This window comes from Pseudonocardia acidicola (assembly GCF_012911935.1).
In the GTDB taxonomy this organism is placed as follows: domain Bacteria; phylum Actinomycetota; class Actinomycetes; order Mycobacteriales; family Pseudonocardiaceae; genus Pseudonocardia; species Pseudonocardia acidicola.
In genome coordinates this window covers 18,045-30,004 of the sequence record NZ_JAAXLA010000010.1, presented here as the reverse complement: position 1 = coordinate 30,004, position 11,960 = coordinate 18,045, and the positions used below count along the sequence as shown (strand labels likewise).

Here is an 11,960-nt window from a genome sequence, read left to right as displayed (position 1 = left end):
CGCGGAGGTGCAGTGATGACCGCTGCGCGGGACTACAAGGCGATCATCGCCGGGATCACCTCGGCGGCCGACGAGCTGCGCGAACGCGACCGCGAGCGGGCCGTGGAGCTGTCCCGCGACCTCGTCGGCCTCGACGACGCCATGGTCCGGGCCGAGGAGCGGGCCGCGCTGACCCGGCTCGGGGTGCACCTGCACTGGGAGGCGGCGCTGGAGACGCTGTGGGCGGAGTCGTGGATGACGCTGCGCCCCATGCCGGCGCCCGACGAACGGGTCGATCCCGCGCACATCGACGCCCTCGACGCGGCCGTCGAACAGCGGTTCATCGAGCTGCGCGACGCCACCCGGCGCCGCGGCTTCGGCCTGCGCCGCCGCTGACCCCCACGCCCTCCCCGAAACCCCTCCGCTTTGTCACGAACGGCACTTTCGTTCAATAGGTTTGAACGAAAGTGCCGTTCGTGGGGTTCAGGGGGAGGGGGTTACTCGTCGTCGGCGTAGTCGAGGGCCTCGTCGATGTCGGCGTCGTCGCGGGCGAGGAAGCTCGCCAGCCGCTCGACGGCGTCCTCGAACCTCGGGTTGAGGTCGACGAACGCGCGGAGCCGGTCGGCCACCCATTCCAGGGTGACCTGCTCCTCGCCCCGGCGTTCGACGAGCTCCTCGATACCGCGGTCGGTGAAGTACATCGGTCAGCTGAAGGCCTTGTCGATCAGCTCGGCCTGCTCGACCTCGTGCACCTTGGACGAGCCGGCCGCCGGGGCCGCCATCCGCCGCCGCGAGACCCGCTTGAGCCCCGACAGCCGCTCGGGCAGCTTGTCCGGCAGCTCGAGACCGAAGTACGGCCACGCGCCCTGGTTGGCCGGCTCCTCCTGGACCCAGCGGATGTCCTTGGCGTTCGGGTAGCGGTCGAGCACCCCGGCCAGCTGACGGTCGGGCAGCGGGTAGAGCTGCTCGATGCGGACCAGCGCGGTGTCGGTGATCTCCTGCTTCTCCCGGGCCGCGGCGAGCTCCCAGTAGATCTTGCCGCTGCACAGCAGGACCTTCTGCACGTCGCTGGCCGGGCCGTCGTTCGTGCGGTAGCGCGGGTCGTCGATGACCGTGCGGAACCGGCCGCCGGTGAGGTCCGACAGCGGGCTGACGACCTGCTTGGCCCGCAGCATCCACTTCGGCGTGAACACCACCAGCGGGCGGCGCACCCCGTCGAGGGCGTGCCGGCGCAGCAGGTGGAAGTAGTTCGCCGGCTCCGAGGGCAGCGCGACGGTCATCGAGCCCTCGGCGCAGAGCTGCAGGAACCGCTCGATGCGGCCGGAGGAGTGGTCCGGACCCTGGCCCTCGAGGCCGTGCGGCAGCAGCAGTACGACGTCGGCCATCTGGCCCCACTTGGCCTCACCGGACGAGATGAACTCGTCGATGATCGACTGCGCGCCGTTGACGAAGTCGCCGAACTGCGCCTCCCACAGCACCAGGGCGTCGGGGTTGGCCACCGAGTAGCCGTACTCGAAGCCGACGGCGGCGAACTCCGACAGCGCCGAGTCGTAGGGCATGAAGCGGCCCTGGCCCTCGGCGAGGTTGCGCAGCGGGTAGTACTCCTCGCCGGTCTTCCGGTCGATGATCACCGAGTGCCGCTGCACGAAGGTGCCGCGTCGCGAGTCCTGGCCCGACAGCCGGACGAGCTTGCCGTCCATGGCCAACGACCCCATGGCCAGCAGCTCGGCGAAGGCCCAGTCCACGTTGCCCTCGCGCGACATCGTGACCCGGCGTTGCAGTACCGGCTTGACACGCGGGTGGACGGCGAAGCCCTCCGGCAGGTTGCCGTGCGCGTCGCCGATGCGGTGGACGACCTCGAGCGGCACCGAGGTGTCCAGGTCGATCGGGACCGACTGCTCCTGCTCGACCGACGGGCTCACCACCGGCGGGGTCTTCTCCAGCTCGCGGACCTCGTTGAACACGTGCTCGAGCTGGTTGGAGAAGTCGCGCAGCGCGTGCTCGGCCTCCTCCATGGTGATGTCGCCGCGGCCGATCAGCGACTCGGTGTAGATCTTGCGGACGCTGCGCTTGGCGTCGATCACGTCGTACATCGCCGGCTGGGTCATCGACGGGTCGTCGCCCTCGTTGTGCCCGCGGCGGCGGTAGCAGATCATGTCGATCACGACGTCGTTGTGCCAGCGCTGCCGGTACTCGACCGCCAGCTTGGCCACCCAGACGCAGGCCTCGGGGTCGTCGCCGTTCACGTGGAAGACCGGGGCGCCGATCATCTTGGCGACGTCGGTGCAGTACTGCGACGAGCGGGAGTGCTCCGGGGCGGTGGTGAACCCGACCTGGTTGTTGATCACCACGTGCACGGTGCCGCCGGTGCGGTAGCCGCGCAGCAGCGCCAGGTTCAGCGTCTCGGCCACCACACCCTGCCCGGCGAACGCCGCGTCACCGTGCAGCATCAGCGGCAGCACGGTGAAGCCGCCCTCGCCCTTGTCGAGCAGGTCCTGCTTGGCCCGGACGATGCCCTCGAGCACCGGGTCGACGGCCTCCAGGTGCGAGGGGTTGGAGGCCAGCGACACCACGGTCTCGCCGTCGCCGAACATCCGGAAGTACTTGCCCTCGGCGCCCAGGTGGTACTTCACGTCGCCGGAGCCGTGCGCCTGGCCCGGGTCGAGGTTGCCCTCGAACTCGCGGAAGATCTGGCTGATCGGCTTGCCGACGATGTTGGCCAGCACGTTGAGCCGGCCGCGGTGCGGCATGCCGATGACGACCTCGTCGAGCTCGTTCTCGGCGGCCTTGTCGAGCACCGCGTCGAGCAGCGGGATGACGGTCTCGCCGCCTTCCAGGGAGAACCGCTTCTGCCCGACGTACTTGGTCTGCAGGAAGGTCTCGAACGCCTCCGCGGCGTTGAGCTTGCTCAGGATGTACTTCTGCTCGGCGACCTGGGGCTTCTGGTGCGGGACCTCGATGCGCTCCTGCAGCCAGGCCCGCTGCTCGGGGTCGGCGATGTGCATGTACTCGGCGCCGGTCGTGCGGCAGTAGGCGTCGCGCAGCACGCCGAGCACGTCGCGCAGCTTCATGTGCGCCTGGCCGGCGAACCCGCCGACGGCGAACTCGCGGTCCAGGTCCCACAGGGTCAGGCCGTGGCTGAGCACGTCGAGGTCAGGGTGGCGGCGCTGCCGGTAGTTCAGCGGGTCGGTGTCGGCCATCAGGTGGCCGCGGGTGCGGTAGGACTCGATCAGCTCGAGCACCCGGGCGGTCTTGTCGACGGCGCCCTCGGGGATGTCCTGCACCCAGCGGACGGGCTCGTAGGGCACCCGCAGCGAGGTGAAGATCTGGTCGTAGAAACCGTCCTCACCGAGCAGCAGCTGGTGCACCCGGCGCAGGAAGTCGCCGGACTCGGCGCCCTGGATGATCCGGTGGTCGTACGTCGAGGTCAGCGTGATGATCTTGCTGACGCCGATCTCGGCCAGCCGTTCCTCGCTGGCGCCCTGGAACTCGGCCGGGTACTCCATCGCCCCGACGCCGACGATCGCGCCCTGGCCCTGCATCAGCCGCGGCACCGAGTGGTTGGTGCCGAGCGTGCCCGGGTTGGTCAGGCTGATCGTGGTGCCGGCGAAGTCCTCCGCGGTCAGCGAACCGGAGCGGGCCTTGCGCACCATGTCCTCGTAGGCCGACCAGAACTGGGCGAAGGTCATCGCCTCGCAGCCCTTGATCGACACGACGACCAGGGACCGCTGACCGTTCCTGCCCGGCAGGTCGATGGCCAGGCCGAGGTTGACGTGGTCGGGCTGGACGACCGAGGGCTTGCCGTCGGTCTCCAGGAAGTGCCGGTTCATCACCGGGAAGCCGGCGAGCGCCTTGACGACGGCGTAACCGATCAGGTGCGTGAACGAGATCTTGCCGCCGCGGGTCCGCTTGAGCTGGTTGTTGATGACGACCCGGTTGTCGGCGAGCAGCTTGGCCGGCACCGCGCGCACGCTCGTCGCGGTGGGGACCGTGAGCGAGGCGTTCATGTTCTTGACGACGGCGTTCGCCGCCCCGCGCAGGGCGGTCACCTCGCCGTCGCCGGCGGCCGGAGCCGGCTTCGCGGCCTTCGAGGTGGTGCCGGCGGCGGGCTTGCCGGCGGTCTTGGACGCCTCGGCGCGGGCCGGGACCTGCGTGCCGTCGGCGGTCGCCGCCGCGGTGCCGTTGGCCGTCGCGCGGCTCTGCAGGGCGCCGCGGTCAGCGACGCGGCGGCGTTCGGTCGGTTCGGCGGGCTCTGCGGCAGGGGCGGGTGCCGGGGACACGGTGTCGTCGTGGGCGTTCGTGCGGGTGTCGGTCCTCTCGGAAATGTCGGTGTCCTCGCCGTTGCGGCTCGTGGCGTCGCCGGGGCGGTAGTCGGCGAAGAATTCGTGCCAGGCGGGATCCACTCCGGAGGGATCGTCGAGGAAGCGCTGGTACATCTCCTCGACGAGCCACTCGTTGGGGCCGAACTGGCTCGCCTGACTGGACGTACTGCTGCTGGACACGCTCTCAACCGCCTTGAATCGCCTACTGATCGTCTTCGCCGGTGACCGGATGTCAGGTTAGTCCCCGACAACAATGCCGGGTACCGGGCTCGGCATTCCTCGTGGCGTTGGGCACGTCGCCCGGGCCCGGCCGGCCGGGCCGGGTATCCGGGGCCACACTGCGGGCCGAGCCGCTCCGGATCACCCCGGCGGCGGCCGCCTCCCGAGAGGACAGTGAGCGATGACCCGTCCGCCCCTTCCGCCGTTCGACGCAGCCACGGCGGCCCGGAAAGTGCAGGCCGCCGAGGACGCGTGGAACACCAGGGACCCCGAGAAGGTGGCCCAGGCGTACTCGGAGGACTCCGTGTGGCGCAACCGTGACGAGTTCGTCACCGGCCGCGCCGAGATCGCCGACCTGCTGCGCCGCAAGTGGGCGCGTGAGCTGGATTACGCGCTGCGCAAGGACCTGTGGGCCTTCGAGGGCAACCGCATCGCGGTCCGGTTCCAGTACGAGAGCCGCGACGTCGACGGGCAGTGGTGGCGCAGCTACGGCAACGAGTTGTGGGAATTCGACGACGAGGGGTACATGCGCCGCCGCGAGGCGAGCATCAACGATGTGCGCATCGACGAATCACAGCGGCGGATCCACGGCCCGCGCCCGGCATCCGAGCGCGAGGCCGTGCAACCGCTGCAGTAGAGCTCTCCTCTTGGTCAGGAGATCCACTCCTTGACCTGGGACAGCACCTTCGGAGCGTCCGCGCTGATCGGGTTGACGAGCAGTTGCGTCACCCCGATCTCGCCCAGCGCGGCGATCCGCTCCCGGACGAAGGACGGCGGCCCGATCAGCGTGACCTTCTCGATGAACTCGTCGGGCAGCGCCGCCGCCGCCTCCTCCTTCTTCCCGTCGAGGTAGAGGTCCTGGATGAGCTTGGCCTCGTCGGCGTACCCCTGACGCTGGAAGATGGTGTTGTAGAAGTTGCGGCCCCGCGCGCCCATGCCGCCGATGTAGAGCGCGTACATGCCGCGTGCGAGCCGGCGCGCGGGCTCGAACATCTCCTCCTCGATGGCCAGGATCCCGCCGCCGGCCATCTGCAGCGGGCCGAGTTCGGGCGCCCGCTTGGCGAGGCCGGCGTCGAGGGCGGGGCCGAACACCTCGCGGACCTTCTCCGGCATCAGCACATGGGGCAGCCAGCCGTTGGCGAGCTCGGCGGTCATCTCGACGTTCTTGTCGCCGAGCGAGGCGACCCAGATCGGGATGTCGGCCCGCTTCGGGTGATTGATCAGCTTGAGCGGCTTGCCGAGCCCGGTTCCCTGGCCCTCGGGCAGCGGGATCGGGTAGAGGCCCTCGTTCGTCAGCCGCTCGCGCCGCCACACCGTGCGGCAGATGTCGATGATCTCCCGGGTGCGGGCGATCGGCTTGTCGTAGGGGACCCCGTGGAAGCCCTCGATGACCTGCGGGCCGGATGCGCCGAGGCCGAGGATCATGCGGCCGTCCGACAGCGCGTCGAGGCCGGCCGCGGTCATCGCGGTCAGGGTGGGGGTGCGGGTGTAGATGGGCAGGATCCCGGAGCCGATCTGGATCCGCTCGGTCTTCGCGGCGAGGTAGCCCATGAGGGAGACGGCGTCGAAGCTGTACGCCTCGGCGACCCAGACGACGTCCAGGCCGGCCTGCTCCAGCGCGACCACCGCCTCGGCATTGCGGATCGGGTCGTCGCCGTACTGGAGTTGCGTGGACAGCTGCATGGCTGTGGTCCTAACGCAGAAGTTACTCGCCAGTCAAGTAACCGGCCGGGGCCTGTCCCCGCTCATCATGCGCGCCGTCGCACCCGTCGTCCGCCGGTTCCGGCGCGGCGCCGGTGACCGCGGCCGACGTCTCCGGCGGGCGCCCCGTCCCGATCGCGACGGTCTGCTGTGCGGTCTGCCGCGGGGCGCCCGGCGGTACGGTGCGGTTGCTCCTTCGAATCCGAGACGGAGCAGCGATGGACAACGGCCTGGGTATGCGTCGCGAGCGTCGCAACCTCGTCGACGATCTCGTCACCGGAACGGACGACAGCTCGGCCCTCACCCGTGCCCGGGAGCTCGGCTACGACCTGGGACGACCCCACCAGGTCGTGGCGGCCCAGTACGGATCCGGGGCGGCCGACGCCGCCCTGGGCCGGGCCGTCGAGCTGGCCGCCGACGCCATGCAGATGGGGAGCCTGCTGAGCAGACGCGCGGGGGCGGTGTTCCTCGTCGCGCAGCCCCCGGCGACGACGGACCACCGCCGGCCGTGGACGGAGCTGTACACGGAGGTGGGCTGGAACCTGCCCGCATTGGCGGGCGGAGTGGCGATCGGGGTCGGCGGCTCCTTCTCGCGACCGGTGGAGGCGCCCCGTTCGTCCCGCGAGGCGTTGCGTGCGCTGACCATCCGGCGGGCATCCCCGACGCCGAACGGAGTCACCACCTATGAGGACCTGGGCATCGAACTGCTCCTTCCGGAGTCCGCCGGCAACGCCGAGGCGGACGCGTTCGTCCGGCGGTGGATCGCTCCGGTGCCCGAGTACGACGCCGAACACGGCACCGACCTGTTGGCGACGCTGTCGGTCTATCTGGGGCACGACGGGGATCTCCTCGGGGCGGCGCACGAGCTGAGCATCCACCGCAGCACGCTGCGTTACCGGCTGCAGCTGGTCCGCGAGCTCACCGGGCACGACATCCGCGACCCCGGCGACTGGCAGGCCCTCCGCGTCGCGGTCTGGGCATCGCAGCTCCTCGCCGTGTCCCGCTGGCAGGAGCCCTGACATGGCCTGGACGGGTGCCGGCTGCAGCCGGGCGGGGCACACTGGTGGCGGCCTCCCCGCACGGAACCCGGCTCGGCCTCCCGGGGGTGGAGATGACTACTGGTAACGGCGGTCCGGACGGAGCCGCGCACGCGTGGGCCAACAGCGCTCCGAGTGCGCAGGACCTCGCCCGGTTCTGGGACCTCTCACTGGCGATGATGGGCGTCGGGAACTACGAGGGGTACTTCACCCTGGTCAACCCGGCGTACCAGGAACTGCTCGGGTGGTCCCCGGACGAGCTGATGTCCGTGCCCTACTGGGAGTTGGTCCACCCCGACGACCGGCACACCCTGGTCGAGTCCAACGAACGCCTGATGGCCGGTGTGCTCGGCGCGCGCATCGGCCACGAGGTGCGCATGCTCGGCCGCGACGGCCGCTACCGGCGGACCCGGTGGATCACCAAGGCGATCCCGCAGGAGCAGTTGCTCTACACCATCGCGGTCGGCCTCACCGGCGTCCGGGACGACGACGCCCCCGTGGTCGTCGGCTCCTGGGAATGGGATCTGTCGTCCAACCGGTTCACCGTGTCCGAGGCGCTGCGCGAGGTCTTCGCGGCCACCGACGGCGAGCCCTGGCACTACCAGGCGTTCCTGCAGCGGGTGGCTCCCGTCGACCGGCACCGCGTCGACCGCGAGCTGCGGGCGAGCCTGGCCGAGGGCCAGCCCTACAGCGACGAGTTCCGCATCGGGCATCCCGACGGCAGCGTCCGCCGGCTGCACACCGCCGGGCGGCCCGTCCCCGGCGCGGACGGCGAAGCCGAACGCATCCGCGGCATCACCGTGGAGGTGACGGACCGGTCGCCGGCGCGCTAGCTCCGGTCACGGGGTGTCCGCCGGGGTGCCTGCCGAGGATTCAGTGGCGGATGTGGGGCGAGGCCGCGAGTCGGCAGGCGTCGTCGACGGTGGGGAGCACGTCGAAGAGGCTGAGCGGGTCGTCCCCGTCGCCGGCGCCGTCGACGGCCTTGCCGATGGTGTCGGGGTCGGCGGCGAGGTAGGAGCCGATGTCGCCCTCGCCGGCCCTGCGCGCCCCCGGTCCGTCCCGACCGGGTCGTGGTGCGGTGACACGTGGATCGTTCCTCCTCCGCGTCGGCCTGCCCGTTGCGTCCAGCGGCGGGAACCTCCATCGTCCTGTCTGCGGCGCAGGGCCGTGCACACCGGCGAACGCATCGCCGGTTTCAGGGCTGCAGGCGGTGGTACACGGCGGTCCATGGCCACCGGTCCGCGCGGCGCACGGCCGGTGTCGCGGGGGCCCGCTGAGCAACGCGGCCCACTCGGCAGCGACAACCGGTCGTCCGTCGGGCGGCCGCCGGCAGAGGAGCCGACATTGAGCACCCAGGTTCGGCAACCCGTCCTCGACCTCGACATCGCAGCTGGTGACCACATCTGCGCGGTGTACTCCGGCCCGGCCGAGCGCGACGCCGTCCTGCGGCCCTTCCTCGGCGCCGGGCTCGGCGCCGGGCACAAGTGCCTGTTCGGGCTTCAGGAGTCGGGCGCGTCGTCGCTCGTCCGGACGCTGGACATGCAGGCCGATGTCGATGGATGCCTGGCCTCGCAGCAACTGCAGGTGCTCGGGGCGGACGAGCCGCAGTTCTCCCCGGAGGAGTTCTCGATCCCCGAGATGCTCGCCTTCTGGGACCGGATCGTGGCCAGGTCCAGAGCCGAGGGCTACGAGTTCGCCCGCTTGGGAGCCGAAGCCGCGTGGTGGGGTCCGCAACTCCCCGGAGACGAGGCACTGATCGACTACGAGTCCGAGCTGAACACCTTCACGGCCACCCAGCCGGTTGCGGTCCTGTGCCTGTACGAGCAGGACGACTGCACCGGCGGATTGGTGATCGACCTGCTCAAGACCCACCCGCGGATGATGATCCACGGGCAGCTGTTCGAGAACCCCTGGTACCTGCGCCCGGAGGAGTTCCGGGCGTTACGCCGGACGCAGGGCGGCTGACCGCTCAGCGCAGGGCCTCCGCAGGCCGGGCTAGACGAGGGTGCGGTCGCGGCCCTCCCAGTAGGGCGTGCGGAGGTCCTTCTTCAGGACCTTCCCGGTGGGGTTGCGGGGCAGCTCGTCGAGTACCTCGACCGACTTCGGGCACTTGAACGACGCCAGGTTCTCCCGGCAGTAGGCCAGCAGCGTGTCCGGGTCCACGGTCTGCCCCGGGGCGGCCACCACGATCGCCTTCGGCGCCTCGCCCCAGCGTTCGTCCGGGACGCCGATCACGGCGACGTCTGCGACGGTCGGGTGCTCGGCGAGCACCCGCTCGATCTCGGCGGGGTAGATGTTCTCCCCACCACTGATGATCATGTCCTTGATCCGGTCGGTGACGTAGATGTAGCCGTCGGTGTCCCGGTGCCCGCCATCGCCGGTCCGCAGCCAGCCGTCCGGGGTGATCGCCGACGCGGTCGCGTCCGGCTTTCCCCAGTAGCCGGCCATGAGCTGCTCGGTGCGCACCCAGATCTCGCCGGGCTCGCCGGTGGGCACGGGCTCGCCGGTGCCGGGGTCGCGGATCTCGATCTGCACGCCGTGGATCGGGGTGCCGGCGGAGACGAGCCGGTGCGCCGCGGCCGGGTCGTCGCAGTGGTCGTCCGGGCCCAGCGAGCTGACCACGCCGCAGGCCTCGGTCATCCCGTAGACCTGGTGCATCTTCCCCGGGAAGAGCTTCAGGCAGGCCCGCATCACCGGCAGCGGCATCGGCGAGGCCCCGTAGGACAGCGCGCGCAGCGAGGAGCAGTCCCGGTCGGCGGCGCCGGGCACCTGGGCCATCGCGGCCATCAGCGCGGGCACCAGGAACGTGTGCGTGATCCGCTCCCGCTCGATCATGTCGAGCACGGCGGCCGGGTCGGGCACCCGCAGCATCACCAGCCGCGCGCCGCCGTAGAGCGCCAGCAGGGCGTAGCTGGTGCCGCCCACGTGGAACAGTGGCATCGCGATCTGGACGACGTCGGCGGCGCTCAGCTCGAAGTCCTCGGCCACGTTCGCCGCGTGCGCGAGCATCCCGCGGTGGGTGAGCATCGCGCCCTTGGGGAAGCCGGTGGTGCCCGACGTGTAGAGCTGGACGAAGCAGTCGTCGGGACGGGCGGGGTGCACCGTGGTGTCGGGTTGCCGGGCGGCCAGCCAGGTCTCGTACTCGTCGCGCTCGCCGCCGACGTGGACCACCCGCTCGACCGTGGGCAACGTGTCGCGCACCTGCTCGACCGCCCCCGCGAACTCCGGCCCGACGAACAGGATCCGGGCCTGGGCGTCGTTGATGACGTAGACGATCTCCGGCGGGGCGAGCCGGAAGTTCACGACCGCATTGGCGGCGCCGACCTGCGCGCAGGCCAGCGTGAGCTCCAGGCAGGACGGGTGGTTCAGGTCGAGCACCGCGACCCGGTCCCCGGGCACCAGGCCGTCGGCCCGCAGCGCGGCCGCCACCCGGTGCACGCGCTCGGCGAGCTGGGCCCAGGTGTGCCTGACCTCGCCGAAGCGCAGCGCCTCGTCGTCGGGCCGTTCGGACGCCCAGCGGGCCAACAGCGCGGTGACATCGGTGGGCTGGAGGGTCATGCGGGCTCCCTGACGGTGTGGCACGGGGCACATGGCGGCGGTCGCGTCGGATCGTAGCGACCACAGGAGCCCGGCTGATCAGGCAAATCGGACCGATGGCCGCGGGGCGGCCTCGAGCCCGATTTGAGGATTGACGACGCGGCGGCGGCGAACCACGCTTTCGGTCGTTGCTGTGCCGCAACCACCCGATCGGACGGAGTTGAGCAATGGCGCTCGATGCACAGGCGCAGGGCCTTCTGGACGCGATGGCCGCCCAGGGGATGAAGGGCTTCGACGAGATGACCGTGCCCGAGGCGCGGGACGCAGGCCTGGCCTTCATCGGCCTGCAGGGCGAGCCCGAGGACATCGCCGAGGTGTACGACCGCACGGTCCCCGGGCCGGCCGGCGAGATCCCGGTCCGGGTCTACAAGCCGGCCGGCGCCGGCCCGCACCCGGTGATCGTCTACTTCCACGGCGGCGGCTGGGTGATCGGCGACATCGAGGTCGCCGACAAGCCGTGCCGGACCCTGTCCAACGTCGCGAACTGCGCCGTGGTGTCCGTCGGCTACCGCAAGGCCCCCGAGCACACGTACCCGGCCGCGCCGGAGGACTGCTACGCGGCGACGAAGTGGGTGGCCGAGAACGCCGGTGAGCTGGGCCTCGACGCGTCCCGCGTCGCGGTGGCGGGGGACAGCGCCGGCGGCAACCTCGCCGCCGTCGTCGCGCAGATGGCGAAGCAGAACGGCGGGCCGGCGCTGGTCTACCAGCTGCTGATCTACCCGGCGGTCGACGCCGGCGGCGAGTACCCGTCGCGGGTCGAGAACGGCGAGGGCTATCTGCTGACCAAGGGCGCCATGGACTGGTTCTACGGCCACTACCTGGAGAACCCGAACCAGGCCGAGGAGCCGCGCGTCTCGCCGATCCGCGGTGACCTGTCCGGGCTGCCGCCGGCCACCGTGATCACCGCCGGCTACGACCCGCTGCGCGACGAGGGCAACGCCTACGCCGCGGCGCTCGCCGACGCGGGCGTCACCGTCGAGCACCTGGAGAACCCGACGATGATCCACGGCTTCTTCTGGATGCTCGGCGCGATCGAGCACACCCGCGGCGTCTACGACCAGGCGGGCGCGCACCTGCGGGCGGCGTTCGGGAGCTGACGGGCGGG

At 71.0% G+C, this 11,960-nt stretch carries 10 protein-coding genes; 6 read left to right on the top strand and 4 right to left on the bottom strand.

The features are described 5' to 3' along the window. The first annotated feature begins 15 nt into the window (after nucleotides 1-15). Nucleotides 16-375 (top strand): hypothetical protein, encoded by a 360-nt coding sequence (locus HF526_RS07690; protein ID WP_169380629.1) that lies wholly within the window; start codon nucleotides 16-18, stop codon nucleotides 373-375. A 101-nt stretch (nucleotides 376-476) separates the two neighbouring features. Here HF526_RS07690 and HF526_RS07685 read toward each other — a convergent pair whose 3' ends face one another. Both HF526_RS07685 and HF526_RS07680 read right to left on the bottom strand, forming a co-directional pair. Continuing rightward, the gene (locus tag HF526_RS07685) at nucleotides 477-680 is read right to left on the bottom strand and encodes a DUF6104 family protein (protein WP_169380627.1); all 204 of its coding nucleotides are present in this window, start codon (nucleotides 678-680) and stop codon (nucleotides 477-479) included. Nucleotides 681-683: 3 nt separating this feature from the next. Continuing rightward, nucleotides 684-4,415 carry a multifunctional oxoglutarate decarboxylase/oxoglutarate dehydrogenase thiamine pyrophosphate-binding subunit/dihydrolipoyllysine-residue succinyltransferase subunit gene (locus tag HF526_RS07680; RefSeq protein WP_239028436.1) on the bottom strand — a complete coding sequence of 1,244 codons (3,732 nt, stop codon included), beginning with the start codon at nucleotides 4,413-4,415 and terminating at the stop codon, nucleotides 684-686. Between the two features lie 286 nt (nucleotides 4,416-4,701). Between HF526_RS07680 and HF526_RS07675 the strand changes: the two genes are divergently transcribed. Beyond that, nucleotides 4,702-5,157 carry a nuclear transport factor 2 family protein gene (locus HF526_RS07675; protein WP_169380623.1) on the top strand — a complete coding sequence of 152 codons (456 nt, stop codon included), beginning with the start codon at nucleotides 4,702-4,704 and terminating at the stop codon, nucleotides 5,155-5,157. A gap of 14 nt (nucleotides 5,158-5,171) precedes the next feature. On the opposite strand, the gene HF526_RS07670 is transcribed toward HF526_RS07675, so the two are convergent. Further along, on the bottom strand, nucleotides 5,172-6,203 hold the full coding sequence (locus tag HF526_RS07670; protein WP_169380621.1) for an LLM class F420-dependent oxidoreductase: 1,032 nt from the start codon (nucleotides 6,201-6,203) through the stop codon (nucleotides 5,172-5,174). 236 nt (nucleotides 6,204-6,439) lie between these two features. Between HF526_RS07670 and HF526_RS07665 the strand changes: the two genes are divergently transcribed. The 3 genes from HF526_RS07665 to HF526_RS07655 all read left to right on the top strand — a co-directional run bounded on the left by HF526_RS07665 (nucleotide 6,440) and on the right by HF526_RS07655 (nucleotide 9,223). Beyond that, on the top strand, nucleotides 6,440-7,240 hold the full coding sequence (locus HF526_RS07665; RefSeq protein WP_169380619.1) for a PucR family transcriptional regulator: 801 nt from the start codon (nucleotides 6,440-6,442) through the stop codon (nucleotides 7,238-7,240). 92 nt (nucleotides 7,241-7,332) lie between these two features. Beyond that, complete coding sequence (locus HF526_RS07660) at nucleotides 7,333-8,091, top strand: PAS domain-containing protein (RefSeq protein ID WP_169380617.1); 759 nt, start codon at nucleotides 7,333-7,335, stop codon at nucleotides 8,089-8,091. 511 nt (nucleotides 8,092-8,602) lie between these two features. Beyond that, on the top strand, nucleotides 8,603-9,223 hold the full coding sequence (locus tag HF526_RS07655) for an MEDS domain-containing protein (protein WP_169380615.1): 621 nt from the start codon (nucleotides 8,603-8,605) through the stop codon (nucleotides 9,221-9,223). Between the two features lie 30 nt (nucleotides 9,224-9,253). Here the strand turns inward: HF526_RS07655 and HF526_RS07650 are convergent, their stop codons facing one another. Further along, nucleotides 9,254-10,816, bottom strand: coding sequence for a long-chain-fatty-acid--CoA ligase (locus HF526_RS07650; protein ID WP_169380614.1), 1,563 nt, complete (start codon nucleotides 10,814-10,816; stop codon nucleotides 9,254-9,256). A gap of 206 nt (nucleotides 10,817-11,022) precedes the next feature. On the opposite strand from HF526_RS07650, the gene HF526_RS07645 reads away from it, so the two are divergent. Beyond that, nucleotides 11,023-11,952, top strand: coding sequence for an alpha/beta hydrolase (locus HF526_RS07645; protein ID WP_169380612.1), 930 nt, complete (start codon nucleotides 11,023-11,025; stop codon nucleotides 11,950-11,952). Nucleotides 11,953-11,960 lie beyond the last annotated feature (8 nt).

Coding starts and splice junctions, on each gene's coding strand:
- HF526_RS07680 (WP_239028436.1), bottom strand. CDS start 4,415: ATGTACCAGCGCTTCCTCGACGATCCCTCCGGAGTGGATCCCGCCTGG.
- HF526_RS07690 (WP_169380629.1), top strand. CDS start 16: ATGACCGCTGCGCGGGACTACAAGGCGATCATCGCCGGGATCACCTCG.
- HF526_RS07645 (WP_169380612.1), top strand. CDS start 11,023: ATGGCGCTCGATGCACAGGCGCAGGGCCTTCTGGACGCGATGGCCGCC.
- HF526_RS07685 (WP_169380627.1), bottom strand. CDS start 680: ATGTACTTCACCGACCGCGGTATCGAGGAGCTCGTCGAACGCCGGGGC.
- HF526_RS07665 (WP_169380619.1), top strand. CDS start 6,440: ATGGACAACGGCCTGGGTATGCGTCGCGAGCGTCGCAACCTCGTCGAC.
- HF526_RS07675 (WP_169380623.1), top strand. CDS start 4,702: ATGACCCGTCCGCCCCTTCCGCCGTTCGACGCAGCCACGGCGGCCCGG.
- HF526_RS07660 (WP_169380617.1), top strand. CDS start 7,333: ATGACTACTGGTAACGGCGGTCCGGACGGAGCCGCGCACGCGTGGGCC.
- HF526_RS07670 (WP_169380621.1), bottom strand. CDS start 6,203: ATGCAGCTGTCCACGCAACTCCAGTACGGCGACGACCCGATCCGCAAT.
- HF526_RS07650 (WP_169380614.1), bottom strand. CDS start 10,816: ATGACCCTCCAGCCCACCGATGTCACCGCGCTGTTGGCCCGCTGGGCG.